The 26,967-nt window shown below is 64.9% G+C and carries 22 protein-coding genes and 4 tRNA genes; 4 read left to right on the forward strand and 22 right to left on the reverse strand.

What is annotated here, in order from left to right; all coding sequences use genetic code 11:
* Positions 1–169: 169 nt before the first annotated feature.
* The 22 genes from rpoC to F9K07_RS26975 form a co-directional block, all read right to left on the reverse strand.
* Complete coding sequence (gene rpoC, locus F9K07_RS26870; protein ID WP_159596307.1) at positions 170–4,384, reverse strand: DNA-directed RNA polymerase subunit beta'; 4,215 nt, start codon at positions 4,382–4,384, stop codon at positions 170–172.
* A gap of 26 nt (positions 4,385–4,410) precedes the next feature.
* Positions 4,411–8,535 (reverse strand): DNA-directed RNA polymerase subunit beta, encoded by a 4,125-nt coding sequence (rpoB, locus tag F9K07_RS26875; protein WP_159596308.1) that lies wholly within the window; start codon positions 8,533–8,535, stop codon positions 4,411–4,413.
* A 306-nt stretch (positions 8,536–8,841) separates the two neighbouring features.
* Positions 8,842–9,222 carry a 50S ribosomal protein L7/L12 gene (gene rplL / locus F9K07_RS26880; protein ID WP_159596309.1) on the reverse strand — a complete coding sequence of 127 codons (381 nt, stop codon included), beginning with the start codon at positions 9,220–9,222 and terminating at the stop codon, positions 8,842–8,844.
* A gap of 43 nt (positions 9,223–9,265) precedes the next feature.
* Complete coding sequence (rplJ, locus tag F9K07_RS26885; protein WP_159596310.1) at positions 9,266–9,793, reverse strand: 50S ribosomal protein L10; 528 nt, start codon at positions 9,791–9,793, stop codon at positions 9,266–9,268.
* A gap of 266 nt (positions 9,794–10,059) precedes the next feature.
* Positions 10,060–10,755, reverse strand: coding sequence for a 50S ribosomal protein L1 (gene rplA, locus F9K07_RS26890; protein ID WP_137922450.1), 696 nt, complete (start codon positions 10,753–10,755; stop codon positions 10,060–10,062).
* A complete protein-coding gene (gene rplK / locus F9K07_RS26895; protein ID WP_137922451.1) occupies positions 10,756–11,187 on the reverse strand; it encodes a 50S ribosomal protein L11 in 432 nt (143 codons plus the stop codon).
* Between the two features lie 114 nt (positions 11,188–11,301).
* Complete coding sequence (gene nusG / locus F9K07_RS26900) at positions 11,302–11,865, reverse strand: transcription termination/antitermination protein NusG (protein WP_201451485.1); 564 nt, start codon at positions 11,863–11,865, stop codon at positions 11,302–11,304.
* Positions 11,865–12,248, reverse strand: a complete 384-nt coding sequence (gene secE / locus F9K07_RS26905) for a preprotein translocase subunit SecE (protein ID WP_137922453.1) — start codon at positions 12,246–12,248, stop codon at positions 11,865–11,867. Before secE ends, nusG begins: the two co-directional genes overlap by 1 nt.
* A 158-nt stretch (positions 12,249–12,406) precedes the next feature.
* A tRNA-Trp gene (locus F9K07_RS26910) sits at positions 12,407–12,482 on the reverse strand.
* Positions 12,483–12,564: 82 nt separating this feature from the next.
* Positions 12,565–13,755: an elongation factor Tu gene (tuf, locus tag F9K07_RS26915; RefSeq protein WP_159589020.1), complete on the reverse strand. Its 1,191-nt coding sequence runs from the start codon at positions 13,753–13,755 to the stop codon at positions 12,565–12,567.
* A 49-nt stretch (positions 13,756–13,804) separates the two neighbouring features.
* Positions 13,805–13,879, reverse strand: a tRNA-Thr gene (locus F9K07_RS26920).
* A gap of 75 nt (positions 13,880–13,954) precedes the next feature.
* A tRNA-Gly gene (locus tag F9K07_RS26925) sits at positions 13,955–14,028 on the reverse strand.
* A gap of 77 nt (positions 14,029–14,105) precedes the next feature.
* A tRNA-Tyr gene (locus tag F9K07_RS26930) sits at positions 14,106–14,191 on the reverse strand.
* A 70-nt stretch (positions 14,192–14,261) separates the two neighbouring features.
* Entirely contained in the window at positions 14,262–14,993 is a 732-nt protein-coding gene (locus tag F9K07_RS26935; RefSeq protein ID WP_159596312.1) for a uracil-DNA glycosylase, read from the reverse strand.
* Positions 14,994–15,000: 7 nt separating this feature from the next.
* Entirely contained in the window at positions 15,001–15,801 is an 801-nt protein-coding gene (gene trpC / locus F9K07_RS26940) for an indole-3-glycerol phosphate synthase TrpC (protein WP_159596313.1), read from the reverse strand.
* 14 nt (positions 15,802–15,815) lie between these two features.
* Positions 15,816–16,868, reverse strand: a complete 1,053-nt coding sequence (gene trpD, locus F9K07_RS26945) for an anthranilate phosphoribosyltransferase (RefSeq protein WP_159596314.1) — start codon at positions 16,866–16,868, stop codon at positions 15,816–15,818.
* Between the two features lie 15 nt (positions 16,869–16,883).
* A complete protein-coding gene (locus tag F9K07_RS26950; protein WP_159596315.1) occupies positions 16,884–17,522 on the reverse strand; it encodes a LysE family translocator in 639 nt (212 codons plus the stop codon).
* Positions 17,523–17,535: 13 nt separating this feature from the next.
* Positions 17,536–18,609 (reverse strand): low-specificity L-threonine aldolase, encoded by a 1,074-nt coding sequence (ltaE, locus tag F9K07_RS26955; protein WP_159596316.1) that lies wholly within the window; start codon positions 18,607–18,609, stop codon positions 17,536–17,538.
* Complete coding sequence (locus F9K07_RS26960; RefSeq protein ID WP_159596317.1) at positions 18,606–19,214, reverse strand: aminodeoxychorismate/anthranilate synthase component II; 609 nt, start codon at positions 19,212–19,214, stop codon at positions 18,606–18,608. Before F9K07_RS26960 ends, ltaE begins: the two co-directional genes overlap by 4 nt.
* The gene (gene trpE, locus F9K07_RS26965; protein WP_159596318.1) at positions 19,211–20,710 is read right to left on the reverse strand and encodes an anthranilate synthase component I; all 1,500 of its coding nucleotides are present in this window, start codon (positions 20,708–20,710) and stop codon (positions 19,211–19,213) included. The genes F9K07_RS26960 and trpE overlap by 4 nt, the downstream gene beginning before the upstream one ends.
* A gap of 277 nt (positions 20,711–20,987) precedes the next feature.
* Entirely contained in the window at positions 20,988–21,665 is a 678-nt protein-coding gene (gph, locus tag F9K07_RS26970) for a phosphoglycolate phosphatase (RefSeq protein WP_159596319.1), read from the reverse strand.
* A gap of 30 nt (positions 21,666–21,695) precedes the next feature.
* On the reverse strand, positions 21,696–22,547 hold the full coding sequence (locus F9K07_RS26975; protein ID WP_159596320.1) for a LysR substrate-binding domain-containing protein: 852 nt from the start codon (positions 22,545–22,547) through the stop codon (positions 21,696–21,698).
* A 99-nt stretch (positions 22,548–22,646) separates the two neighbouring features.
* On the opposite strand from F9K07_RS26975, the gene F9K07_RS26980 reads away from it, so the two are divergent.
* The 4 genes from F9K07_RS26980 to F9K07_RS26995 are packed head-to-tail and all read left to right on the forward strand — an operon-like array spanning position 22,647 to position 26,951.
* Positions 22,647–24,269: an AMP-binding protein gene (locus F9K07_RS26980; protein ID WP_159596321.1), complete on the forward strand. Its 1,623-nt coding sequence runs from the start codon at positions 22,647–22,649 to the stop codon at positions 24,267–24,269.
* A 34-nt stretch (positions 24,270–24,303) separates the two neighbouring features.
* Positions 24,304–25,095 carry a citryl-CoA lyase gene (locus F9K07_RS26985; RefSeq protein ID WP_159596322.1) on the forward strand — a complete coding sequence of 264 codons (792 nt, stop codon included), beginning with the start codon at positions 24,304–24,306 and terminating at the stop codon, positions 25,093–25,095.
* A gap of 45 nt (positions 25,096–25,140) precedes the next feature.
* The gene (locus F9K07_RS26990) at positions 25,141–26,112 is read left to right on the forward strand and encodes a tripartite tricarboxylate transporter substrate binding protein (RefSeq protein ID WP_159596323.1); all 972 of its coding nucleotides are present in this window, start codon (positions 25,141–25,143) and stop codon (positions 26,110–26,112) included.
* A 2-nt stretch (positions 26,113–26,114) separates the two neighbouring features.
* Positions 26,115–26,951, forward strand: a complete 837-nt coding sequence (locus tag F9K07_RS26995; RefSeq protein WP_159596324.1) for a nitroreductase family protein — start codon at positions 26,115–26,117, stop codon at positions 26,949–26,951.
* The last annotated feature ends 16 nt before the right edge of the window (positions 26,952–26,967 follow it).

The following is a 26,967-nucleotide window of genomic DNA, read 5'->3' on the forward strand; positions in this document are numbered from 1 at the left end:
GTATGCAAGCCTGCCCCCTCGGCAGGCGCGGCCAATATACCGCGCACGATGCCTCGCACCCTGTACCTCACACCATGAAAAAAGCCCCCGGTCGGATAACCGGGGGCTTTTGATACGTCAGTGGGTGAGATACAACACCCCGCGCGCAGCGCCGCAGGGGTGGGCTCGATCACTCCGCTTCGTGCGTGCTGCTCGACGCGTCGGCCTGGTCCGCCGCCAGCGCGATGGCATCGGCCTCGGCGATGGCGCGGCGCTCGTCGTCGTCCATCTTTTCCTTGACCTTGCGCGCCTCGTGGTACGCCATGCCGGTACCGGCCGGGATCAGGCGACCCACGATCACGTTTTCCTTCAGGCCACGCAGCTCGTCGCGCTTGCCCATGATGGCAGCTTCGGTCAGCACACGGGTGGTTTCCTGGAAGGACGCCGCGGAGATGAACGAGTCGGTGGACAACGAGGCCTTGGTGATACCCAGCAACACGTTGGTGTAGGTCGGCGCGATCTTGCCATCGGCGTGCAACGCATCAATGGTATTCAGGATCTCCGAACGCTCGACCTGCTCGCCGGCGATGTAGTTGGAGTCACCCACGCTGTCGACGACGACACGGCGCAGCATCTGGCGAACGATCACCTCGATGTGCTTATCGTTGATCTTCACGCCCTGCAAGCGGTAGACATCCTGCACTTCATCGACGATGTAGCGCGAGAGTTCCTCGATGCCCAGCAGACGCAGGATGTCCTGCGGATCGGCCGGCCCGTCGACGATGCTTTCGCCCTTGTTGACCACCTGGCCTTCGTGCACCAGGATGTTCTTTTCCTTGGGGATGAGCTCGTCCCAGACCTTGCCGTCCGGATCGGTGATCTGCAGGCGAACCTTGCCCTTGGTCTCCTTGCCGAACGACACGGTACCGGTCATTTCGGCCAGCATGCCCTTGTCCTTCGGGCTGCGGGCTTCGAACAACTCGGCCACACGCGGCAGACCGCCGGTGATGTCGCGCGTCTTCTGGCCTTCGACCGGAATGCGCGCCAGCACCTCGCCGGGCCCCACGTCCTGGCCATCGCGCACCTGGATCAGCGCGCCGACCTGGAAGCCGATAGTCACCGAGTGGTCGGTGCCGGGGATCTTCACCTCGTTGCCGGAGGCATCGATCAGCTTGACCTGCGGACGCACGACCTTGGCCGCGCCGCGGCGCTTCGGATCGATCACCACCAGGGTGGACAAGCCGGTGACGTCGTCCACCTGCTTGGCCACCGTGAGGCCTTCCTCGACGTTCTCGAACTTCACCTGACCGGCGAACTCCGTGATGATCGGGCGCGTCAGCGGATCCCAGTTGGCCAGGATCGCGCCGGCCTTGATGGTCTGGTCGGCCTTGACCGACAGCACCGCACCGTACGGCACCTTGTGGCGCTCGCGCTCACGGCCGTGTTCGTCGTGGATGACGATTTCGCCCGAACGCGCGATCACGACCAGCTCACCTTTGGTGTTGGTCACGTAGCGCATGGTGGCGTTGAAGCCGATCAAACCGCTGGACTTGGCTTCCACGCTGGAGGCCACCGCCGCGCGCGACGCCGCACCACCGATGTGGAAGGTCCGCATGGTCAGCTGCGTGCCAGGCTCGCCGATCGACTGCGCGGCGATCACGCCAACCGCTTCGCCGATGTTCACCAGACCACCGCGGCCCAGGTCGCGGCCGTAGCACTTGGCGCAGATGCCGAAGCGCGTTTCGCAGGTCAGCGCGGTGCGCACCTTCACCTCGTCCACCGCGGCGGCTTCGAGCACGTCGAGCAGGTCTTCGTCCAGCAGCTCACCAGCCGGCACCAGCATCTGGCGGGTTTCGGGATGGATCACTTCCTCGGCCGTGGTACGGCCCAGCACGCGGTCGCGCAGCGATTCAATCACTTCACCACCTTCGACAATGGCGCGCATCAGCGTGCCATTGGAAGTACCGCAATCCTGGCTGTTGACCACCAGATCCTGCGTCACGTCCACCAGGCGGCGGGTGAGGTAGCCGGAGTTCGCCGTCTTCAACGCCGTGTCCGCCAGACCCTTGCGGGCGCCGTGGGTGGAGATGAAGTACTGCAACACGTTGAGGCCTTCACGGAAGTTCGCCGTGATGGGGGTCTCGATGATGGAGCCGTCGGGCTTGGCCATCAGGCCGCGCATGCCGGCCAGCTGGCGGATCTGCGCCGCAGAACCGCGAGCGCCGGAGTCGGCCATCATGTAGATGGAGTTGAACGACTCCTGGTCCACTTCCTTGCCGCTGCGGTCCGTGGTCTTCTGCTTGGCCAGCTGGGCCATCATGACCTTGGAGATCTCGTCACCGGCCTTGCCCCAGATGTCCACCACCTTGTTGTAGCGTTCGCCGGCGGTCACGAGACCGGAAGCGTACTGCTGAGCGATTTCCTTCACCTCGTTCTCGGCGCGGTCGATGATGGCCGGCTTCTCCTTGGGCACGAGCATGTCGTCCACGGCGATCGAGATGCCGGCACGCGTGGCCAGACGGAAGCCGTTTTGCAGCAGCTTGTCGGCGAACACCACGGTTTCCTTCAGGCCGCACTTGCGGAACGCAGCGTTGATCAGGCGCGAGATCTCCTTCTTCTTCAGCGCCTTGTTCAGCACCTCGAAGGGCAGTCCCTTGGGCAGGATCTCGGAGAGCAGCGCGCGGCCGACGGTCGTGTCCACCAGGGAGGTGGAGGCCACGAACTCACCGCTGGCCTTGTCCAGCGTGTGCTGGGTCAGGCGCACGGCGATCTTCGAGGTGATCTCGACCACACCGTTGTCCAGCGCGCGTTGCAACTCGGCCAGATCGGCGAAGTACATGCCTTCGCCCTTGGCGTTGATGCGCTCGCGGGTCGCGTAGTACAGACCCAGCACCACGTCTTGCGACGGCACGATAGAAGGTTCGCCGTTGGCCGGGAACAGGATGTTGTTCGAGGCCAGCATCAGCGTGCGGGCTTCGAGCTGCGCTTCCACGGACAACGGCACGTGCACGGCCATCTGGTCACCGTCGAAGTCGGCGTTGAAGGCCGCGCAGACCAATGGGTGCAGCTGGATCGCCTTGCCTTCGATCAGGATCGGCTCGAAGGCCTGGATGCCCAGGCGGTGCAGCGTCGGCGCACGGTTGAGCATCACTGGGTGTTCCTTGATCACTTCTTCAAGGATGTCCCACACCACCGGCGTGCCGGCTTCCACTTCCTTCTTCGCGGCCTTGATGGTGGTCGCGATGCCCATGGCTTCCAGGCGCGAGAAGATGAACGGCTTGAACAGTTCCAGCGCCATCAGCTTGGGCAGGCCGCACTGGTGCAGCTTGAGCGTCGGGCCCACCACGATGACCGAACGGCCGGAGTAGTCGACGCGCTTGCCCAGCAAGTTCTGGCGGAAGCGACCGCTCTTGCCCTTGATCATGTCGGCCAGCGACTTCAGCGCGCGCTTGTTGGCGCCCGTCATGGCCTTGCCACGGCGGCCGTTGTCCAGCAGCGAGTCGACCGCTTCCTGCAGCATACGCTTCTCGTTGCGCGCGATGATCTCGGGCGCCTTGAGTTCGAGCAGGCGACGCAAACGGCTGTTGCGGTTGATGACGCGGCGGTACAGGTCGTTCAGGTCAGAGGTCGCGAAGCGGCCGCCGTCCAGCGGCACCAGCGGACGCAGGTCCGGCGGCAACACGGGCAGCACGTCGAGCACCATCCATTCGGGCTTGATGCCGGACTTCTTGAAGGCTTCCAGCACCTTGAGGCGCTTGGCGTTCTTCTTGATCTTGAGCTCGGAGCCGGTCAGGTCGTTGCGCAGCTTCTCAATCTCGATGTCGAGATCGATGGCCTGCAGCAGTTCCTTGATGCCTTCGGCGCCCATCTTGGCAATGAACTCGTCGCCGAATTCCTTGCGCTTGGCGTCGTAGTCGTCCTCGCTCATGATCGCGAACTTCTTCAGCGGGGTCATGCCGGGATCGACCACCACATACGCTTCGAAGTACAGCACGCGCTCGATGTCGCGCAGGGTCATGTCCAGGATCAGGCCCAGACGCGATGGCAGCGACTTCAGGAACCAGATGTGGGCGCAGGGCGCAGCCAGATCGATGTGGCCCATGCGCTCGCGGCGCACCTTGGTCTGCGTGACTTCAACGCCGCACTTCTCGCAGATGACACCGCGGTGCTTGAGGCGCTTGTACTTGCCGCACAGGCATTCGTAGTCCTTGATCGGGCCAAAGATCTTGGCGCAGAACAGACCGTCGCGCTCGGGCTTGAACGTGCGGTAGTTGATGGTCTCGGGCTTCTTGACTTCACCGAAGGACCACGAGCGGATTTTTTCCGGCGACGCCAGGCCGATGCGGATGGCATCGAAATGCTCGTCGGGCGTGAATTGCTTGAACAGGTCGAGCAAGGATTTCATGGGTTGCTTTCCTTAAGTTCGGTGAATCAGGAACGTTCCAGCTCGATGTCGATACCGAGCGAGCGGATTTCCTTGACCAGCACGTTGAACGACTCGGGCATGCCCGCGTCGATCGTGTGCTCGCCCTTGACGATGGATTCGTACACCTTGGTGCGGCCCTGCACGTCGTCGGACTTGACGGTGAGCATTTCCTGCAGGATGTACGAAGCGCCGTAGGCTTCCAGCGCCCACACTTCCATCTCCCCGAAACGCTGGCCACCGAACTGCGCCTTGCCGCCCAGCGGTTGCTGGGTGACGAGGGAGTACGGGCCGGTGGAGCGGGCGTGCATCTTGTCGTCGACCAAGTGGTGCAGCTTCAGGAAGTGCATGTAGCCCACGGTGGTCTTGCGCTCGAAGGCGTCACCCGTGCGGCCGTCGTACAGCTGCGCCTGGGTGCGGGTCTCGGTCAGGCCCTTGAGTTGGGCGATGTCGTCCGGGTAGGCCAGCTTGAGCATCGCGCGGATCTCGTCTTCCGACGCACCGTCGAACACCGGGGTGGCGAACGGCACGCCGGTCTGCAAGTTCTCGGCCATCTCCAGCACTTCGGCGTCGCTCAGGTCGGCCAAGGTCTCCACCTTGCCGGCCGAGTTGTAGACCGTCTCCAGGAACTTGCGCAGCTCGGCCACCTTGCCTTCGGCCTGCAGCATGTCGCCGATGCGCTGGCCCAGGCCCTTGGCGGCCCAGCCCAGGTGGACTTCGAGCACCTGACCCACGTTCATGCGCGAAGGCACGCCCAGCGGGTTGAGCACGATGTCAGCAGGCGTGCCGTCGGCCATGTGCGGCATGTCTTCCACGGGCACGATCTTGGAGACCACACCCTTGTTGCCGTGGCGGCCGGCCATCTTGTCGCCGGGCTGCAGGCGGCGCTTGACGGCCAGGTAGACCTTGACCATCTTGAGCACGCCAGCGGGCAGCTCGTCACCTTGCGTGAGCTTCTTGCGCTTCTCTTCGAACGCCAGGTCGAAGCTGTGGCGCGTCTGCTCCATCGAGTTCTTGATCGACTCGAGCTGAGCGGCCACAGTGTCGTCGGCCGGGCGGATGTCGAACCAGTGGTACTTCTCGACGTCGTCCAGGTAGGCCTTGTCGATGGTCGTGCCCTTGGCCAGCTTCTTCGGGCCGCCGTTGGCGATCTTGCCCACCAGCAGCTTCTCGATCCGGTCGAACGCGTCGGCTTCCACGATGCGCAGCTGGTCGTTCAGATCCAGGCGGAAACGCTTGAGTTCGTCGTCGATGATCTGCTGGGCGCGCTTGTCGCGCGTGATGCCTTCGCGGGTGAACACCTGCACGTCGATCACGGTGCCTTGCGAGCCCTGGTCCACGCGCAGCGACGTGTCCTTCACGTCGGAAGCCTTCTCGCCGAAGATCGCGCGCAGCAGCTTTTCTTCCGGCGTCAGCGTGGTCTCGCCCTTGGGCGTGACCTTGCCCACCAGCACATCGCCCGGCAGCACTTCGGCACCCACGTAGATGATGCCGGAGTCGTCCAGACGGTTGAGCTGCTGCTCGGCCAGGTTGGGAATGTCGCGGGTGATTTCTTCCGCGCCCAGCTTGGTGTCGCGCGCCATCACGACCAGCTCCTCGATGTGGATCGAGGTGTAGCGGTCGTCGGCGACCACGCGTTCGGAGATCAGGATCGAGTCTTCGAAGTTGTAGCCGTTCCAGGGCATGAACGCGATCAGCATGTTCTGCCCGATCGAGATTTCCCCCAGGTCGGTCGACGCGCCATCGGCGATCACGTCACCCGCGGCCAGCTTGTCGCCCTTCTTGACGATCGGGCGCTGGTGGATATTGGTGTTCTGGTTGGAACGCTGGTACTTGATGAGGTTGTAGATGTCCACACCCACTTCACCGGCCACGGCCTCGGCGTCGTTCACGCGGATCACGATGCGGGTCGCGTCCACGTAGTCCACCACGCCGCCACGCTTGGCGGTCACCACGGTGCCGGAGTCGATCGCGGCAACGCGTTCGATGCCGGTGCCCACCAGCGGCTTCTCGGGGCGCAGCACAGGCACAGCCTGGCGCGACATGTTGGCGCCCATCAAGGCGCGGTTCGCGTCATCGTGCTCGAGGAACGGCACCAGCGAAGCGGCCACGGACACGATCTGCGCCGGGGACACGTCCATGTACTGGATGGTGTCGGACGGCGTGAGGATCGATTCGCCCTTTTCGCGCGCGGAGACCAGATCGCCGGTCAGACGGCCGTCAACGTCCAGCGCGGCGTTGGCCTGCGCAATCACGTACTTGCCTTCTTCGATCGCCGAGAGATAGTCGATCTGGTTCGTCACCTTGCCTTCGACCACGCGGCGGTACGGCGTTTCGATGAAGCCGTATTCGTTCAGACGCGCGTACAGCGCCAGCGAGTTGATCAGGCCAATGTTCGGACCTTCCGGCGTTTCGATTGGGCAGACGCGGCCGTAGTGGGTCACGTGCACGTCGCGCACCTCGAAGCCGGCGCGTTCGCGGGTCAGACCGCCCGGGCCCAGGGCAGAGACGCGGCGCTTGTGCGTGATCTCCGCGAGCGGGTTGGTCTGGTCCATGAACTGCGACAGCTGCGACGCGCCGAAGAACTCCTTGAGCGCCGCAGAAATCGGCTTGGAGTTGATCAGGTCGTGCGGCATCAGCGGCTCTTGCTCGGCCTGACCCAGACGCTCCTTCACGGCCTTCTCGATGCGGGCCAGACCGGTGCGGTACTGGTTCTCGGCGAGTTCACCCACGCAGCGCACGCGGCGATTGCCCAGGTGGTCGATGTCATCGACTTCACCGCGGCCATTGCGCAGGTCCACCAGGATCTTGACCACGGCCAGGATGTCGTCGTTGGACAGCACCATGGGGCCGGTGGATTCATCGCGGCCCACACGCGCGTTGAACTTCATGCGGCCCACGCGCGACAGGTCGTACGTGTCCGGGTTGTAGAACAGGCGGTGGAACAGGGCCTGCACGGCGTCTTCGGTTGGCGGCTCGCCGGGGCGCATCATGCGGTAGATGGCCACACGCGCGGCGAACTCGTCGGCCGTTTCATCGATGCGCAGGGTCTGCGAAATGTAGGCGCCCTGGTCCAGTTCGTTGGTGTACAGGCACTGCAGGTCCTGCACGCCGGCGGTGCGCAGCTTCTTCAGCAGGGCTTCGGTCAACTCTTCGTTGGCCTTGGCGATGATTTCACCGGTATCGGCATCCACGATGTTGCGCGCCACGACGCGACCGATCATGAAGTCTTCCGGCACGCTGATGTGCGTGGTGCCCGATTGTTCGAGTTCGCGGGTGTGGCGCACGGTGATGCGCTTGTCCTTGGCCACCACCACCTTGCCGCTCTTGTCGGTGATATCGAAACGGGCCACTTCGCCGCGCAGACGCTCGGGCACGAAGGCCATCTGCGCGCCGCTGTCCATGACGCGGAAGTGGTCGTTGACGAAGAAGTTGGCCAGGATGGTTTCCGGCGTCAGGCCAATGGCCTTGAGCAGGATGGTGACCGGCATCTTGCGGCGGCGGTCGACGCGGAAGAACAGCACGTCCTTCGGGTCGAATTCGAAATCGAGCCAGGAACCGCGATAGGGAATGATGCGAGCGGAGAACAGCAGCTTGCCCGAGCTGTGCGTCTTGCCCTTGTCGTGCTCGAAGAACACGCCCGGCGAACGGTGCAACTGAGACACGATCACGCGCTCGGTGCCGTTGATGATGAAAGAACCCTTGTCGGTCATCAGGGGCACTTCGCCCATGTAGACCTCCTGCTCCTTCACTTCCTTGATCACCTTGGATTGCGCGGTCGAGGACTCGCGGTCATAGATGATCAGCTGCACGCGCGCGCGCACGGCAGAAGCGAAAGTCAACCCCCGGGTCTGGCACTCGCGCACGTCGAACGCGGGCTTGGCCAGGTTGTATTCGACGAACTTCATCTCCACAAAACCGTTGTGGGAGACGATCGGGAAAGCTGCCTCGAAAGCCGCCTGCAGGCCTTCGTTGGTGCGTTTCTTCGGGGCGCTGTCGGCTTGCAGGAACGCGGTGTACGCGTCCTTCTGCATTTGCAGGAGGTAAGGAATCGCGAGCACGTTCTCGCGCGTACCAAAGCTCTTGCGGATGCGCTTGCGTTCGGTGTATGAGTAATTCGATGCTGAGGCCATGAGATCTCCGGGCTTGAGGTCTGCGGCGACTGTCTTGCCTACCCCGCGCTTCAGGCGAAGGGTGACATGCTTGGTGGCTGGCCTCTACCAACCATTGGCGGACGGCCCATGCGTTGCACACAGGCCCGAACCAAGTCGTCTTCTGCAGTCGGGGTCAGAAGACACTCAAAAATCGGTTCTTTTGCCGGCTTGCCGACGACCGCAAGGTCGGCAGGAGGTCGGAAAGGGCCGATTTTCGGGTGCGCTCTGAAAGCACCAAAGGCTGGAGGCCCTGTTCGAGCACTCCAGCCCCTGAAGGCGTCTGAATTACTTCAGCTCGGCCTTGGCACCGGCTTCCACCAGCTTCTTCACGGCAGCTTCGGCGTCAGCCTTGGCGATCGCTTCCTTGACGTTCTTCGGTGCGCCGTCGACCAGGTCCTTGGCTTCCTTGAGGCCCAGGCCGGTGATTTCGCGCACAGCCTTGATGACGGAGACCTTGTTCGCGCCGGCTTCGAGCAGCACGACGTTGAATTCGGTCTTCTCTTCAGCGGCTGCGGCAGCACCACCGCCGGCGCCGCCAGCAGCAGGAGCGGCCATGGCGGCAGCGCTCACACCAAACTTCTCTTCGATGGCTTTCACCAGCTCGTTGAGTTCCATGACCGACATGCTGTCCAGCGCGGTCAAAAATGCGTCTTTATCGAATGCCATTTTGATTTCCTAACAATTGATTGGAATGAAAGTGCCGCGCCGCTCAGGCAGCAGCCGCTTCTTCAGCTGCCGGAGCGGCAGCGCCTTCGCCTTTTTTGGCCGCCAGCGCGCCCAGCACAACGGCCGTGCGCGAAATGGGCGACATCAGCAAGCCACAGAGCTGCGCCAACAACACTTCCTTCGAAGGAATGCTGGCCAGCGTCTTCACGCCGTCGACATCCAGGGCCTTGCCTCCGTACACACCGCCGCGAATCACCAGCTTGTCGTTGGTTTTCGCGAACTCGGCCACCACCTTCGCGGCGGCCACGGCGTCTTCAGAGAAGCCATAGATCAGCGGGCCGGTCATCTGGTCAGCGGCCACTTCAAACGGGCTGCCAGCCACCGCACGGCGGGCCAGGGTGTTCTTCAACACACTCAGGCTCACACCATTGCTGCGGGCTGTCACGCGCAGTTTGTCCATGTTCGCGACCGTGATGCCACGGTATTCCGCCATCACGAGCGTTTGAGCTTTTGCGGCGAGGCTGGTCACTTCGGAAATGACCGCTTCTTTCTCACTGCGATTCAGACTCAAGGTCTACTCCTTAAATGTGCCTTCGGTCCGTTGGGACCTGAGGCACGCCTCATTGCAGCGATCAACTGTTTCGGAACGTGTTCCATCTGCAGCGGGATCGCCATCTGCGTTGGCTTGTCACTATTAAGTCCGGCAGCACCCCTGAGGGCTCCACCCGACACCAACGGTCTTGGATGGCCCCACAGACTGTTCTTCAACAGGTCTGCGGGCCCACCACACCCGGGCGGCCACAGCCACCCGAATTCTTCTTCGCCCTTACTCGGCGATCACGCCGAGATGGATTGCGTGTCCACGCGAACGCCGACACCCATGGTCGACGACACCGCCACCTTGCGCAGGTACACACCCTTGCTGGTCGCCGGCTTGGCCTTGGTCAGTGCGTCAAGCAGCGCCACCAGGTTACCCTGGAGCTTGTCGGTGTCGAACGAGCGACGGCCGATCGTGCCGTGCACGATACCGGCCTTGTCGACGCGGAACTGCACCTGACCCGCCTTGGCGTTGCGCACGGCTTGCGCCACGTCGGGCGTCACGGTGCCCACCTTCGGGTTGGGCATCAGGCCACGGGGGCCCAGCACCTGACCCAGGGTACCGACGATGCGCATGGCGTCCGGCGAGGCAATGACCACGTCGAAGTTCATGTTGCCAGCCTTGATGTCGGCGGCGAGGTCGTCCATGCCGACGATATCGGCACCGGCGGCCTTGGCTTCTTCGGCCTTGGCGCCTTGGGCGAACACGGCCACGCGCTTGGTCTTGCCGGTGCCATTGGGCATCACGACAGCGCCACGCACCACTTGGTCCGACTTCTTGGCATCCACGCCGAGCTGAACCGCCACGTCGATGGACTCATCGAATTTGGCGTTCGCACATTCCTTGATGATGGCCAGCGCGTCGGTCAAGCTGTACAGCTTGTTGCTGTCGACCTTGCCTTCGAAGGCTTTCTGTTTCTTGGTCAGCTTGGCCATTTACACGCCCTCCACAATCACGCCCATCGAGCGGGCCGAACCGGCGATGGTGCGCACAGCGGCGTCCACATCGGCAGCGGTCATGTCCTTCATCTTGGTCTTGGCGATCTCTTCGAGCTGGGCTCGGGTGATCTTGCCGACCTTGTTCTTGTTGGGCACCGAAGAGCCCTTGTCCAGCTTGATGGCCTTCTTGATCAGGGTCGTCGCGGGCGGCGTCTTGATGATGAAGGTGAAGCTCTTGTCCGCGAAAGCCGTGATCACCACGGGCAGCGGAAGACCTGGCTCGACGCCTTGGGTCTGGGCGTTGAACGCCTTGCAGAACTCCATGATGTTCAGGCCACGCTGACCCAGCGCCGGACCGATCGGAGGGGAAGGGTTGGCCTTACCAGCTGGCACTTGCAGCTTGATGAAGCCGACGATTTTTTTCGCCATTTTTTAGCTCCTGCGAGTGCAGACGGCTGCCATCGAGACAACCTCCTCGCGGTTGGGGACCCGGAAAGAACAATGGCACAGGTGTCGGGCCGACCCACCTGCGCCAGAAAAATCTCAGGTCTTCTCGACCTGGCTGAATTCCAGCTCCACCGGAGTGGCCCGACCGAAGATGGTCACCGACACGCGCATCTTGTTCTTCTCGTAGTTGACTTCTTCGACGGTGCCGTTGAAGTCGGTGAACGGACCTTCTTTGACGCGCACGTACTCGCCCACCACAAACTCGACCTTGTGACGCGGCTTGTCGGTACCTTCCTGCATCTGGTTGACGATCTTCTGAACGTCTTCCTCGGAAATCGGCGCCGGGCGGTTTTTCGCACCACCCACAAAGCCCGTCACCTTGTTGGTGTGCTTCACCAGGTGCCAGGTGTCATCGTCCATCACCATTTCCACCAGCACATAACCGGGGAAGAACTTTCGCTCAGTGGTGCGCTTCTGGCCGTTCTTCATCTCCACCACCTCTTCGGTAGGGACCAGGATGCGGCCGAATTTGTCTTGCATGCCGGCGCGGTTGATGCGCTCGACGATATTGCGCTCGGCCGCCTTCTCCATGCCGGAATAGGCATGAACCACGTACCAGCGCATGCCTTCAGCGGCCGCGAGACTCTGTTGTTCGGTCATCATTTTCTCCAGCCCAGAATCAGGTCGTAAAACACCCATTCGACCGTCTTGTCGGTCAGCCACAGGAACAGGGCCATCACGAACACGAAAGCGAACACATAGGCTGTCATCTGAATCGCCTCCTTGCGGGCAGGCCAGACCACCTTCTTGACTTCGCGCCAGGCGTCGCGACCAAAGGCGATCAGCTGCTTGCCCGATTCGGACACGGCAAACACCACCACCGCCGCCCCGAGCAACACGATCAGGGCTCCCCACTGCGCCAGCGCACCGCGCGACGACAGCAAATAGAACGCCACGAACGAGCCCAGCAACAGCGCGATCGCTGCCGCCAGCTTGGCTTTGTCGGCGCCGGTGTGCACGGTTTGAACTTCGGAAGTGGCCATGAGGATCCAGACAATTCGTATCAAAGGGCGCGCTCAAAACCCGAAAGCTTGAGACACGCAAGCCCACCAGAGGTCTTCGCGACTTCGGCGGGCTTGTCAACCACACAACAGGGTGGATTCAGGTTCCTGAGCTCAGGTTCCGGTGACGTCCTATCGGGTGGCAGGGGCAGTAGGAATCGAACCTACAACCTTCGGTTTTGGAGACCGACGCTCTGCCAATTGAGCTATACCCCTACTGGCTGCTGCCCCAAAAGGGCTTTAAATCCGCTGAGGCCGGGGCACATCGCTTTCGCGGGCGGCCCAGCCTCAAAACTCCTTACGCAATGATCTTGGCGACGACGCCGGCGCCGACGGTACGACCGCCTTCGCGGATGGCAAAACGCAGACCTTCCTCCATGGCGATCGGGGCGATCAGCTTGACCGTGATCGACACGTTGTCACCCGGCATCACCATTTCCTTGCCTTCGGGCAGCTCGATCGAGCCAGTCACGTCGGTCGTGCGGAAGTAGAACTGCGGGCGGTAGTTGTTGAAGAACGGCGTGTGACGGCCACCTTCGTCCTTGGACAGCACATACACCTCACCCGTGAAGTGCGTGTGCGGCTTGATCGAGCCGGGCTTGCACAGCACCTGGCCGCGCTGCACTTCTTCGCGCTTGGTGCCGCGCAGCAAGATACCGACGTTGTCGCCCGCCTGACCCTGGTCCAGCAGCTTGCGGAACATTTCCACGCCCGTGCAGGTGGTCTTCTGGGTGGTGGTGATACCGACGATTTCGATTTCCTCACCCACCTTGACCACACCGCGCTCGATACGACCGGTCACCACCGTGCCACGACCCGAGATCGAGAACACGTCTTCCACCGGCATCAGGAAGGCACCGTCCACCGCGCGCTCGGGCGTGGGGATATAGCTGTCCAACGCTTCGGCCAGCTTCATGATGGCCTCTTCGCCCAGCTTGCCCTTGTCACCTTCCAGGGCAAGCTTGGCCGAGCCGTGGATGATGGGGGTCGCATCGCCCGGGAATTCGTACTTGTCCAGCAGCTCGCGCACTTCCATTTCGACCAGCTCGAGCAGCTCGGCGTCGTCGACCATGTCGCACTTGTTGAGGAACACGATGATGTAAGGCACACCCACCTGACGGGCCAGCAGAATGTGCTCGCGGGTCTGGGGCATCGGGCCGTCAGCGGCCGAGCACACCAGGATGGCGCCATCCATCTGGGCAGCACCCGTGATCATGTTCTTCACATAGTCGGCGTGGCCGGGGCAGTCCACGTGGGCGTAGTGACGATTGGCCGTCTCGTACTCCACGTGCGCGGTGTTGATGGTGATGCCGCGAGCCTTTTCTTCGGGCGCCGCGTCGATCTGGTCGTAAGCCTTGGCGGCACCGCCGAATTTGGACGCCAGCACCGTCGTGATGGCCGCCGTCAACGTCGTCTTGCCGTGGTCAACGTGACCAATCGTGCCCACGTTCACGTGCGGCTTGGTCCGCTCAAATTTCTCTTTTGCCATTTTTCAGCTCCAAAACAAATTGCCGAAACAACCAGAACAAATACAAAACTGGTGCCCTTGGCGGGAATCGGACCCGCGACCTCTCCCTTACCAAGGGAGTGCTCTACCACTGAGCCACAAGGGCAAAGACACCCGGCAAACCAGGCACCTCTGAATACTCAAACGCCTATCAAAAACACATCCAACAACCGACAAGATCTGGAGCGGGAGACGGGAATCGAACCCGCGTCATCAGCTTGGAAGGCTGGGGTTCTACCATTGAACTACTCCCGCCCGAACAAACCAGCACCACATGGCGCCAATTCACAAGGGCGCGACTTTCCCATTCGCACACACATCTCATCAATCACTGGTGGAGGAGGCTGGATTCGAACCAGCGTACGCGTAAGCGGGCAGATTTACAGTCTGCTGCCTTTAACCACTCGGCCACCCCTCCATAGCGCAGCCCGCGATTATGCCACGGTTTTATGGCGCAACACGCCCACCCCGGCGCCGCTCTCCAGGAGTCACCACGCCACGGGCTTCAGCCCCCGCGCAGACAGCCAGGCATTGGCCTGCCCGAAATGTCCACACCCCACGAAGGGGACCGGGCCGCGCCGGGCGGACAACGGCGAAGGATGGTTGGCGCTGAGCACAAGATGGCGTTGAACATCGATCAAGGACGCTTTTTTCTGCGCATGGGCGCCCCAAAGCAGAAAAACCTTGGGGTCACCAGCCCCGTTGCAATGGCGGATCACGGCATCCGTCAGCGTCTCCCAGCCCCGGCCAGCGTGGCTGGCCGGCTGCCCATCTTCCACCGTCAGGCTGGTGTTGAGCAACAACACGCCCTGGCGCGCCCAGCGCACCAACGAGCCGCCCTCAGGCAGCGGCGCGGAAAGGTCGCGCCCCAATTCCTGCAGCATGTTGCGCAGGCTGGGCGGCACCTTGACGCCCGGCGCCACCGAAAACGCCAGGCCTTCGGCTTGCCCCGGTCCGTGATACGGGTCCTGACCCAGGAGAACCACGCGAACCGCCTCGGGCGGCGTGAGATCGAGGGCACGCAGCGGTTGGGGTGGATAGACCAGCGCGCCGTCCGCCAACCGCCCTTGCAGGAATTGCTGCAGACCCTTGCCCTGCGGCGACGCCCAGAAGCCGGACACCAGATCGGCCCACCCGGGCTGGACGGGCCAGTCCGATGGGTTGGCGGAGGTCAGGCGAGGGGCCGACGCGGGCTCCCCCCAATCGAAACCGGTCTGCACCACCGCCTCAGGCAAACAGTTCGGCCAACGCCAGGCCGGGCTCGGGCGCGCGCATGAAGGCCTCGCCCACCAGGAAGGCGTTGACGCCCGCGGCGCGCATCGTCTGCACGTCGGCACGGCCGAGAATGCCGGACTCGGTGATCAGCAGGCGGTCCGCGGGCACGTCGGGCAGCATGCCCAGCGTGGTCTGCAAGGTCACTTCGAAGGTGCGCAGGTTGCGGTTGTTGATACCCACCAGGCGGGTCTTGAGCTTGAGCGCGCGGTCCAGCTCGGCGCGGTCGTGTACCTCCACCAGCACGGCCATGTTCAGGTCCAGCGCCACCGCTTCCAGCTCGGCCATGCGGGCGTCGTCCAGGCACGCGGCGATGAGCAGGATGGCATCGGCCCCCATCGCGCGGGCCTCATAGACCTGATAGGGATCGACCATGAAGTCCTTGCGCAGCACGGGCAGGTCGCAACTGGCGCGGGCCTGTTTGAGAAAGTCGGGGCTGCCCTGGAAGAACTGGCGGTCGGTCAAAACCGACAAACAGGCCGCACTGACGAGACCATCGCCCTCGGCATAACTTTGCGCGATGTCGGCCGGAATGAAGTCTTCGCGCAACACGCCCTTGCTCGGGCTGGCCTTCTTCACTTCGGCAATCACGGCCGCCTGGCATTTGGCGATCTTGGCGCGCAAAGCGCCTTCGAAATCGCGCGTGAGCACGCGGCTTTCGGCATCGAAGCGGATCGCATCGAGCGGCTTCTTGCGCTGCGCCGCAGCGATCTCCTCGTGTTTGACGGTAACGATTTTCTGCAGGATGTCGCTCATGGCGGTTGTCCGGTTCAGGCCACGAAGGCCTTGAGTTGCTCGAGCTTGGCCAATGCCGCGCCACTGGCCAGCGTGCGCTGCGCCAGCGCGATGCCGGCGTCCATGTCGGACACCACGTTGGCGGCATACAGCGCCACCCCCGCATTGAGCGCCACGATGTCGCTTGCAGCCTTGAGGGAAGGGTTGTCACGGCCTTCCAGCACACCCACCAGCATCTGGCGCGAACCTTCGGGGGTTTCCACGCGCAACGCTCGGCTGCTGGCCATGGTCATGCCGAAGTCTTCGGGGTGGATTTCGTATTCGGTGATTTCGCCATCCTTGAGTTCGCCCACCAGGGTGGCCGCGCCCAGCGAGACTTCGTCCATGCCGTCACGGCCATACACCACGACCGCGTGCTCGGCGCCCAGGCGCTGCAGCGCGCGCACCTGGATGCCGACGAGGTCGGGGTGGAACACGCCCATGAGGATGTTGGGGGCGGACGCGGGGTTGGTGAGCGGCCCCAGGATGTTGAAGATGGTCTTGATACCGAGTTCGCGCCGCACCGGGGCTACGTTCTTCATGGCGGGGTGGTGGTTGGGCGCGAACATGAAGCCCACGCCGACCTGTTCGATGCAGCGCGCAATCGCTTCGGGTGACTGGTTGATGTTGACGCCCAGGCTCTCCAGCACGTCGGCGCTGCCGCTTTTGCTGGAAACGCTGCGCCCGCCGTGTTTGCTCACGCGCGCACCCGCCGCGGCGGCAACGAACATGGAACAGGTGGAGATGTTGAAGGTGTGCGAACCGTCGCCGCCGGTGCCCACGATGTCGACCAGGTGGGTCTTGTCGGCCACGTGCACCTTGGTGGAGAACTCGCGCATGACCTGGGCGGCGGCGGTGATTTCGCCGATGGTTTCCTTCTTCACGCGCAGGCCGGTGATGAGGGCGGCCATCATGACAGGCGACATTTCCCCGCTCATGATGAGGCGCATGAGGTGCAGCATCTCGTCGTGGAAGATTTCGCGGTGCTCGATGGTGCGCTGCAGGGCTTCCTGCGGGGTGATCTTGTGTGCGGTGGCGGGGTGCGTCATGGAGGTCTCCGGGCTTTATGGGGCGGGATTGTCGGTGAAGGCCAGCTTCAGGCCAAAGCCGATGAAGAGCAGGCCGGCGGCGCGGTCGAGCCAGTGCATGGCGCTGCGCACCCGTTGCACGCGGCGTGCGGCCCAGGCGGCCGCCCAGGCATACCCCAGCGTCACGGGCAGTGCGTTGACGCTGAACAGCAGGCCCAGCGCAAGAAATGCCAGCGTCTTGTGCTGGGTGGCGGGCGCGATGAACTGCGGCAGAAAGGCCAGAAAGAACAACGCGACCTTGGGATTGAGCACGTTGGTGAGAAAGCCTCGGCGGAACACGTGCCCCATGTCGTGCTCGGCGGGCGTGGCATCGGGCGACCAGCCCGGCGTGGCCGCGCGCAGCAAGCGCACGCCCATCCACAGCAGGTACGCCGCACCGATGACCTTGACCATGGTGAAGGCGGTGGCCGAGGTAGCGAGCAAGGCCCCCAACCCCACGGTGGCGATCGCCACGTGCACGAAGCAGCCGGCGAAGATGCCCAGCGCCGCCACCATGCCGGCGCGCACGCCATTGCGCAGCGAGTGGTTCACGATGTAGAGCACATCGGGGCCTGGCGTGAGGTTGAGCAACCAGCCGGCGACGATGAACAGCAGGAGTTGGGGCAGGTCGGGCACAAACGCTCCATCTTCAATAGACCGCCGAACCGCCAGCACGCGGCGTTGTAACCCGCGCTCCCGCCTCCTGCGTGAAGAACGCCCGGACGCTGGCCACCGCGCGGTCGATGCCCGCCGCGTCCACATCCAGGTGCGTCACGAAGCGCAGGCCGATCAGGCCCGTGGCCAGCACGCCGTCGTTGGCCAAGTGGGCCAGCAGATCCGGCCCGCGCCCATCGGCCACATCGACGAACACGATGTTGGTCTGCGCCGAGCGCACGCTCAGGCCGTCGATGCCGGCCAGCCCCTGGGCCAGGCGTTGCGCGAGCGCGTGGTCATCGGCCAGGCGGCGCACGTGGTGGTCCAGCGCGTGGTGCGCGGCCGCCGCCAGCAAGCCGGCCTGGCGCAGGCCGCCGCCGAGCATCTTGCGCCAGCGCAAGGCACGGGCGATGAACACACGCGAGCCGCACAGTGCCGAGCCCACGGGCGCGCCCAGGCCCTTGCTGAAGCAGATGGAAACGCTGTCGAAGCGGTCGACGATGGTGCGTACTGCAACATAAGGATCGCCACCGGCTGCGACCGCCGCATTGAATACACGCGCGCCGTCCAGGTGCACCGCCAGACCGTGCTCCCGCGCCAGGCCGGCTGCCCGGTCCAGGTACTCGGCGGGCATGACGTGGCCGTTCCAGGTGTTCTCCAGGCACAGCAGGCGTGTGCGGGCGAAGTGCGGGTCGTCGGGCTTGATCGCGCTGGAAATGTCGACCAGTTGCATCTGTCCGGTGGCATCCTGCGCCAGGGGTTGCGGCTGGATGCTGCCCAGCACCGCCGCGCCACCGCCTTCGTAGCGGTAGGTGTGTGCGTTCTGGCCGACGATGTATTCCTCGCCGCGCTCGCAGTGCGAGAGCATGGCGCACAGGTTGCTCTGCGTGCCGCTGGGCATGAAGAGCGCGGTTTCCTTGCCGGTGATGGCGGCGATGCGTTCCTGCAGCGCTACCACCGACGGGTCGTCGCCGAACACGTCGTCGCCCAGCGGCGCGGCCATCATGGCTTCGCGCATCGCCGCCGTCGGCTGCGTGACGGTGTCGCTGCGAAGGTCCACGGTCTTCATGACGCCTGCTCGAGAAAGTTCTTCAGCATCGCGTGGCCATGCTCGGTCAGGATGCTCTCCGGGTGGAACTGCACACCTTCGATGGCCAGGGTCTTGTGCTTCACACCCATGATCTCGCCATCGGGCGTCCAGGCCGTGACCTCCAGGCAGTCCGGGCAGCTCGCGCGCTCGATCGCCAGCGAGTGGTAACGGTTCACCACGAACTGCTCGGGCAGGTGGGCGAACACGCCCTGGCGCGTGGTGGTGATCTGCGAGGTCTTGCCGTGCATGAGTTCCTGGGCACGGATGATCTTGCCGCCGAAGGCCGCGCCAATGCTCTGGTGCCCCAGGCACACGCCCAGAATGGGCAGCTTGCCGGCGAAATGCTGGATCGCCGCCACGGATATGCCGGCTTCGGCGGGCGAGCACGGGCCGGGCGAAATCACCAGCCGGTCGAGCTGGCCGGCGTCCAGGCGCGCCTGGATCTGATCCACGGTGATCTCGTCGTTGCGGAACACGCTGACCTCGGCGCCCAACTCGCCGAAGTACTGCACGATGTTGTAGGTGAACGAGTCGTAGTTGTCGACCATGAGCACCTGCACGGGCTTGTTTTGCACGGGTTTCATTCCAGGCCCTCCTCGACCAGTTCGGCGGCGCGCAGCAAGGCCCTGGCCTTGTGCTCGGTTTCTCTCCATTCCATCTCGGGCACGGAGTCGGCCACCACGCCGGCAGCGGCCTGCACGTAGAGCGTCTCGTCCTTGATGATGCCGGTGCGGATCGCAATCGCCACGTCCATGTCGCCCGCGTAGCTGAGGTAGCCGCAGGCGCCGCCGTAGATGCCGCGCTTGGTGGGTTCGAGCTGGTCGATCAGCTCCATGGCATGCACCTTGGGCGCACCGGTGAGCGTGCCGGCCGGGAATGTGGCCTTGAGCACGTCCATGTTGGTCATGCCTTCGTTGAGTGTGCCTTCGACGTTGCTCACGATGTGCATCACGTGGCTGTAGCGCTCCACGGCAAAGGCCTCGGTGACTTTCACCGTGCCGGTCTTCGCAATGCGGCCGATGTCGTTGCGCGCCAGGTCGATCAGCATGACGTGCTCGGCGCGCTCCTTGGGATCGTTCACCAGTTCGATCTCGGTGGACTTGTCCAGCTCGGGCGTGGCGCCGCGCGGGCGCGTGCCGGCCAGGGGGCGGATGATGACCTTCTGCCCCTCGCCCGTCTGCTCCTGCCGCACCAGGATTTCGGGCGACGCGCCCACCACGTGGAAGTCGCCGAAGTGGTAGTAGTACATGTAGGGCGAGGGGTTGAGCGAACGCAGCGCGCGGTACAGGCTCAACGGCGACTCGGTGTAGCGCTTCTTGATGCGCTGACCCACCTGCACCTGCATGAAGTCGCCATTGGCAATCAGCTCCTTGGCGCGCTCCACGGCGGCCAGGTAGTCGGCCTTGGCGAAGTCGCGTTCGGGCGGATGGCTCTGCGTGGGCTTGACGATCGGGGCGCTCACCGAATACTTCAGCGCCTCGCGCAGACCGCGCAGGCGCTTCTTGGCATTGGCATACGCCTCGGGCTGGGCCGGGTCGGCGTAGACGATCAGGTAGAGCTTGCCCGAGAGGTTGTCGATCACCGCCAGCTCTTCGCACTGCAGCAGCAGGATGTCGGGGCAGCCCATGGTGTCGGGCGGGCAGGTGGCTTCGAGCTTCTTCTCGATATGGCGCACCGCGTCGTAGCCGAAATAACCGGCCAAACCGCCGCAGAAACGCGGCAGGCCGGGGCGCAGCGCGACCTTGAAGCGCTGCTGGTAGGCGGCGATGAAGTCCAGCGGATTGCCGTGGTCGGTCTCGATGACCACGCCATCGCGCACCACCTCGGTCTTGGCCTCGGCGCCAAAGCCGGTGCTGCGCAGCAGCGTGCGCGCGGGCAGGCCAATGAAGCTGTAGCGACCGAAGCGCTCGCCACCGACCACGGATTCGAGCAGAAAGCTGTGCTGGCCGTCGCCGCGTCCGTGCGCGAGCTTGAGGTAGAGCGAGAGCGGGGTTTCGAGGTCCGCGAAGGCTTCGACCATCAGCGGGATGCGGTTGTAGCCTTGCTGGGCCAGGCTCTTGAATTCCAGTTCGGTGATCATGTTCGTCGTTCTTTCCATCGGCCGCGCCTGCGGTCATCGACACGGGGTGCGCGGTTTTCGGGGACTGGGCGTCCGGTCAGGCGGGCTGCCGGGCTTGGGTGGGGGACAGTGGGGGCGGCTGAGCAATCAACGCGCGCGGACTGTGCAAACCCCGGGGAAGGTGCACGTTTACGCTGGCTTACGCCAGGGCCAGGCTCCCCGGCCATTGCGGCTCGGCAGACGTCCTGTGAAAGGTGTGCGTGGGTGGAACATGGAAGGCGCAGTGTAGCAAAGCGCTTCAGGCCCATTGGGCCAGGTCGGCCAGAGAGGTGATCAACCGGTCGTGCGGGGCCTGTTCGATCGGCTCGCCATGGTTGTAGCCATAGGTCACGAGCACCACCGGGCAGCCTGCGGCGCGGGCGGCCAGGCCGTCGTTCTGCGAATCGCCCACCATCAGCGTTCGGGCCGGCGCGGTGCCGAGGGCTTCGCAGGTCTTGATGAGGGGCAGAGGGTCGGGCTTGGTGCGCTCGAAGCTGTCGCCGCCGAACACGTGGCTGAAAAACCCACTCAGGCCCTTGGCCTGCAGCAACGGGCGCGCAAAGCTCAGCGGCTTGTTGGTCAGGCAGGCCAGCGGCAGACCGCGCGCGCGCAGCGCCGTGAGACCTTCGACCACACCGGGGTAGACCGCGCTGTGCTGGCCGTTGATGGCGAGGTAATGCGCCTGGTAGCGGGTCCAGGCATCGGCTTGCAGGGCGGCAGCGGCATCGGCGCTCAAGCCGCCGTGCAACAGCGCCGAGCGCAGCAGATGCGCAGACCCCTTGCCCACCATGTGTTCCAGGTGGGTCCGCGTAACGCCCGGGCGCCCCAGGTCTTTCAGGGTGGCGTTCACCGCGACGTCGAAGTCGCCGAGGGTGTCCACCATGGTGCCGTCGAGATCGATGATGGCGGCCTGGAGGGTCTGGTGGTGCAGAGGCATGGCGTTCGCAAGTCGGAGGGCTGCAGGATCTTAGCCGGCGCGCCGTTCGACCGATTCGAAGATCTGCCGCGCCAAGGGGCTGAGGTTGCGCGGGCCGAGGTACAGCCGAAAGCCCACGTCGGGCAGCTGCGGCAGGCGCTCGGCATTGCCCAGCACCCGCAGGTCGGGGCCCAGCATTTCGATGGAGCGCGCCATCACGCCCAGGCCTGCCCGCACCGCGGCCCGGATGCCTACCACGTTGGGCGCGGTGTAGTGGATGCGCCAGGGAATGTCGGCGCGGTCCAGGGCCTGGATCGCCACGCGGCGGAAATAGGTCCAGTCCTCGGCGACGATCAGCGGCAGCGGCTCGCGCGGTTCGTGCCGAAAGGTCGAGGCGGCCAGCCACACGATGGGCGAGGTGCGCAGCACGATCGAGCGCAGGTCCGGCTCGTCCAGAGCGATCGCAATGGTCAGATCGAGCTCCCCGTTGCGCAGGTCTTTCAGCAGATCGGGGCTGCGCCCGGTGTGGATCGCGATCTGCAGGTGCGGATAACGCTGCGCCAGTTGCGACAGCAAGTCGGGCAGGATGGATTCGGTCACGTCGTGCGGCGCACCCAGGCGGATCTGCCCGGCCGGGCTCAGGCCCGACAGCGCGGAGAGCATTTCGTCGTGCAGGGTGAGCATGCGGCGCGCATACACCAGCAGCTTCTGGCCCTCGGGTGTGAGCTGCACGCCCCGCCCCACACGCACGAACAGCGGGCGCCCCACCTGCTCGGCCAGCCGCTGCATCTGCTGCGTCACCGCCGCCTGGCTGCGCCGCACTTCCGCCGCCGCAGCTTGCATGGAATGGCGCTCCACGACGGTGACGAAGGTGCGCAGCAGGTCGTTGTCGATGTTTCTCATGATTCAGCAAATCTTATAGATCATTCAGACATTCGAAACCCATCAGTCCTTTCACACCCTTAAAGTGCCATCGTCAATTTAGAACAACCAAAGAGAGCGATGAGTGCCGTTGACCGAGAAGAGCGCCTGCCGCTCGATGTGCTGCGCGGATATCCCGCCCACGACCACACGCTGGACGGCCTGCTGCGCAGCCGTTGCGCGGTGCGCGCGCACCAGCCCATGCTGCTGGAAGGCGAACACGTCCTGAGCTGGAAAGCCTTCGCCACACAAGCCGACGCATTGGCCGCGGCGCTGCAGGGGCGTGGCATCGGCCATGGCGAGCGGGTGGCCATCGTCGCGCGCAACGGCAGCGGCCACGTGCTGCTGCTGTTCGCGCTGGCCCGGCTGGGTGCCGTGATGGTGCCGCTCAACCCCGAACTCGGCGTGCGCGAACTGCGCTACGCGCTGACCCATGCCGACGTGTCCGCCGTGGTGACCGAAGCGGCGCTGCTCGGCACGCTGCGGCAGGCGCTCGAAGGCCACGCCCGCCAACCTTGGCTGGCGCTGGTCGAGCCCACGCCCCAGGGCAACCTGCCCGATCTGTCGGCACTGATGGTGGGCGCCGTCGGCACCACGCTGCCCGCACCACCCACGGCCGACGCGCCCTGCGTGATGATCTTCACCTCCGGCACCACCGGTTTTCCCAAGGGCGTGATGCACAGCCAGCGCAACCTGCTGCTGGTGGGCGAGGCCAACATGGCGCGCATGCGCCTGCAGCCCGAGGACCGCTTGCTCATCGTGCTGCCCTTCTTCCACATCAACGCCCTCTTTTATTCGTTGGGCGGCATGCTGGCCAGCGGCTGCGCGCTGGTGGTGGTGGAAAAGTTCTCCGCCTCGCGCTTCTGGCACACGGTGGCCGACACCGGCACCACGGCGGTGAACATCATCGAAGCCATGGGGACCATCCTCAAGTCGCGCGACCGCGCCGAGTACCGGCCCGACCACCGCCTGCGCGTGGTCTACGGCGTGCGGCAGAACGCCCAGGCCGCGTTCCGCGAAGACTTCGGCGTGCCGCACCTGCTCACCGGCTTCGGCATGACCGAAATCCCCGGCGTCACCTGCAACCCCTACGGCGAACCCGCCAAGCCCGCCAGCATGGGCGTGCTCGCCCAGCACCCCGACCCGCAGCAAGCCTGGGCCGAATGCCGCATCGTCGACGACGAAGGCCGCGACCTCGGGCCCGACGAGGTGGGCGAGCTGTGGGTGCGCACGCCCGTGGCCATGCTGGGCTATTTCCGCGACCCCGAGCAGACCGCCGCCGCCTTCCACGGCGGCTGGCTCAAGACCGGCGACATGGTGCGGCGCGACGCCGACGGCTGGTTCTTCTACGCCTCGCGCAAGAAAGACATCATCCGCCGCCGCGGCGAGAACATCGCCGGAGCCGAGCTGGACATGACCATCGGCGCGCACCCCGCCGTGTACGAGACCGCCGCCATCGCCGTGCCCTCGGAGCTGGGCGAAGACGAGATCCTCGCCGCCGTGGTGCTCAAGCCCGGTGAACAACTGGACGCGCGCGCCGTTGCCGACTGGTGCCGCGAGCGCCTCGCGCCGCACAAGGTGCCGCGCTACGTGGCCTTCGTCGAAACCCTGCCCCACACCCCCACGCACAAGATCGCCAAGGCCCAGATGCGGCAAGACGCGGCGCTGCTCGCCGGCGCGACCGACCTGGCCGCCGGCCGCTGAACCTTTTCCATCCCCCGAACCGAGACCTCTACCCATGGCCAAACGCAAGCCGATGCGCACCGATATCGCGTGGAGCACCACCGACACCATCACCGTCAAAGGGCTCGACGTCTGCAAGGACATCCTGGGCAAGGTGTCGCTGGGCGACATGGCCTTCCTGGAAATGACCGACCGCCTCCCCTCGCCGCGCGAGTCCGTGGTGTTCAACGCCATCGCGGTGTGCCTGGTCGAGCACGGCCTCACGCCCAGCGCCCTGGTCACCCGCCTCACCATTGCCGGCGCGCCCGAAGCCATGCAGGCCGCTGTGGGCGCGGGCCTGTGCGGCCTGGGCAGCGTGTTCGTGGGCAGCATGGAAGACGCGGCGCGCCTGCTGCAAAAGGCGATGCCGCAGCCCGACCCCTCGGCCGACATCCAGGCCCTGGCCGTGGCGCTGGTGGACCGGGAAGTGGCCGCCGGCCGCAGCATTCCAGGTATCGGCCACCACATGCACAAGCCGGTCGACCCGCGCGCGCCCGCCCTGTTCCAGGTCGCGGCCGACAACGGCTTCTCCGGCCCTTATGTGGCGCTGATGAACGCCGTGGCCGCCGAGGCCGGCCGCCGCCTGGGCAAGAACCTGCCGGTCAACGCCACCGGCGCCATCGCGGCCATCGCCAGCGAATTGCGCCTGCCCTGGGAGATCGTGCGCGGCATCGGTGTGATGGCGCGCGCCATCGGCCTGGTCGCCCACGTGCTGGAAGAACTGCGCAACCCCCTGGCGCGCGAGATGAAGACCATGGTGGAAGACATGGCCACCGCGCATTTCCGCACCGCCCCCGGCGCCCATTGATCCTCATCGACCCTCATTGACATCATCAAACCAAGGAGACAACACATGACACCCCGCATCCGCCCCCTGCTGTTCGCCGCCCTGGCGCTGGCCTCGCTCGGCACGTTCGCTGCCGACCCGGGCTACCCGAACAAGCCCATCCGCATCGTCGTGCCCTTCGCCCCGGGCGGCAGCGGCGACTTCATCGTGCGCACCATGTCCGACCGCTTCGCCGCCGCCATCAAGCAGTCGGTGGTGGTCGAGAACCGGGGCGGCGGCAACACCATCACCGGCACCGAACACGTGGCGCGCTCCGCACCCGATGGATACACCCTGCTGTTCGCCAGCACCGCGCTGTCCACCAACCCTTCGCTGGTGCCCAACCTGAGCTACCGCACGCCGGAAGACTTCACGCCGGTGGGCCTGGTCATTACCTACCCGTTCGTGCTGGCGGCGCGCACGAACCTGGAGATCAACACCATTCCAGAACTCATCGCCTACGCCAAGAAGAACCCGGGCAAGCTCACGGTGTCGACATCGGGCGACGGCTCGGGCGCGCACCTGGCCACCGCTTTGCTGAAGGAAGCGGCCGACATCGACCTGATGACCATCCCCTACCGTGGTGCCGGCCCGGCCATGAACGACGTGGCCGCCGGCCACGTCGACATGACCTTCACCGGCATGTCGCAAGTCAAGCCCCACCTGGACAGCAAGCGCGTGAAGGTGCTGGCCACCTCCGGCCTGCAACGCATGCAGTCCGCGCCCGACGCCAAGACGATCGCCGAGCAAGGCCTGCCGGGCTTCAACGCGGTGGTGTGGTGGGGCCTGCTGGCGCCAGCGGGCACGCCCAAGGACGTGGTCGACAAGATCAACGCCGCCCTCAAGGTGAGCCTGGCCGACCCCGAGGTGGCCAAGCGCATGGCCATCATCGACGGCGACGTGCGCGTGTCCACGCCACAGGAGTTCGAGAAACTCATTCGCGACGAAGTGGTGCGTTGGAAGCGGCTGATCAAGCCGTCCGGCATGGCGGCGCGTTGAGCATGGCAATGACCACCGCCGACCTCCAGGCCCTGCTGCACGCGCGCTACGGCGCCGCCGCGCCCACACCGCAGACCGCTGCCGACAACCCCGTGATCCACGCGCTGCTGCAGCACCGCTCGGTGCGCAGCTATACGCCAGCGCCCGTGTCGGACGACGTGCTGCAGCTCATGCTGGCCGCCGCGCAATCGGCCTCCACCTCGTCCAACCTGCAGTGCTGGAGCGTGGTGGCTGTGCGCGATGCCGAGCGCAAGCAGCGGCTGTCCGCGTTGGCCGGTGACCAGCGCCACATCAAGGAGTGTCCGCTGTACCTGGTGTGGCTCGTCGACCTGGCGCGGCTGGAGACCACCGGCGAGCGCTTCGGGCTGCGCCGCGAGGCGCTGGACTACCTGGAAATGCTGATGGTGGGCGTGATCGATGCCACCCTGGCGGCGCAGAACGCCGCCGTGGCCGCCGAAGCGCAGGGCCTGGGCATCGTCTACATCGGTGGCATGCGCGACCGCCCGGAAGCCGTGGCCGCCGAACTCGGACTGCCGCCGCGCACCGCCGCCGTGTTCGGCATGTGCGTGGGCTACCCTGATCACGCGCGGCCCACGTCCATCAAGCCGCGCCTGCCGGGCACGGCCGTGCTGCACCACGAGCGCTACGACACCTCGGCCCACCTCGGCCCGGTCGACGACTACCTGCAGATCGCCAACGCCTTCTACCAGGCGCAGCAGATGAAGACCAACGGCAACTGGGCCGAACATTCGCTGCACCGCGTGCGCGGCCCCGAGGCCATGCGTGGCCGCGAACGGCTCGCCAGCGCGCTGCAGGCCTTGGGGTTTCCGTCGCGCTGAGGAGCCACCCGGCGAC

The sequence above is a fragment of the Hydrogenophaga sp. BPS33 genome (assembly GCF_009859475.1).
In the GTDB taxonomy this organism is placed as follows: domain Bacteria; phylum Pseudomonadota; class Gammaproteobacteria; order Burkholderiales; family Burkholderiaceae_C; genus Hydrogenophaga.

Bases quoted from the DNA above. Each gene is read 5' to 3' on its own strand.
- rpoC (WP_159596307.1), bottom strand. From the start codon at position 4,384: ATGAAATCCTTGCTCGACCTGTTCAAGCAATTCACGCCCGACGAGCAT.
- rpoB (WP_159596308.1), bottom strand. From the start codon at position 8,535: ATGGCCTCAGCATCGAATTACTCATACACCGAACGCAAGCGCATCCGC.
- rplL (WP_159596309.1), bottom strand. From the start codon at position 9,222: ATGGCATTCGATAAAGACGCATTTTTGACCGCGCTGGACAGCATGTCG.
- rplA (WP_137922450.1), bottom strand. From the start codon at position 10,755: ATGGCCAAGCTGACCAAGAAACAGAAAGCCTTCGAAGGCAAGGTCGAC.
- rplK (WP_137922451.1), bottom strand. From the start codon at position 11,187: ATGGCGAAAAAAATCGTCGGCTTCATCAAGCTGCAAGTGCCAGCTGGT.
- nusG (WP_201451485.1), bottom strand. From the start codon at position 11,865: ATGACCGAACAACAGAGTCTCGCGGCCGCTGAAGGCATGCGCTGGTAC.
- secE (WP_137922453.1), bottom strand. From the start codon at position 12,248: ATGGCCACTTCCGAAGTTCAAACCGTGCACACCGGCGCCGACAAAGCC.
- tuf (WP_159589020.1), bottom strand. From the start codon at position 13,755: ATGGCAAAAGAGAAATTTGAGCGGACCAAGCCGCACGTGAACGTGGGC.
- trpC (WP_159596313.1), bottom strand. From the start codon at position 15,801: ATGAGCGACATCCTGCAGAAAATCGTTACCGTCAAACACGAGGAGATC.
- trpD (WP_159596314.1), bottom strand. From the start codon at position 16,868: ATGACGCACCCCGCCACCGCACACAAGATCACCCCGCAGGAAGCCCTG.
- ltaE (WP_159596316.1), bottom strand. From the start codon at position 18,609: ATGAAGACCGTGGACCTTCGCAGCGACACCGTCACGCAGCCGACGGCG.
- F9K07_RS26960 (WP_159596317.1), bottom strand. From the start codon at position 19,214: ATGAAACCCGTGCAAAACAAGCCCGTGCAGGTGCTCATGGTCGACAAC.
- trpE (WP_159596318.1), bottom strand. From the start codon at position 20,710: ATGATCACCGAACTGGAATTCAAGAGCCTGGCCCAGCAAGGCTACAAC.
- gph (WP_159596319.1), bottom strand. From the start codon at position 21,665: ATGCCTCTGCACCACCAGACCCTCCAGGCCGCCATCATCGATCTCGAC.
- F9K07_RS26975 (WP_159596320.1), bottom strand. From the start codon at position 22,547: ATGAGAAACATCGACAACGACCTGCTGCGCACCTTCGTCACCGTCGTG.
- F9K07_RS26980 (WP_159596321.1), top strand. From the start codon at position 22,647: ATGAGTGCCGTTGACCGAGAAGAGCGCCTGCCGCTCGATGTGCTGCGC.
- F9K07_RS26985 (WP_159596322.1), top strand. From the start codon at position 24,304: ATGGCCAAACGCAAGCCGATGCGCACCGATATCGCGTGGAGCACCACC.
- F9K07_RS26990 (WP_159596323.1), top strand. From the start codon at position 25,141: ATGACACCCCGCATCCGCCCCCTGCTGTTCGCCGCCCTGGCGCTGGCC.
- F9K07_RS26995 (WP_159596324.1), top strand. From the start codon at position 26,115: ATGGCAATGACCACCGCCGACCTCCAGGCCCTGCTGCACGCGCGCTAC.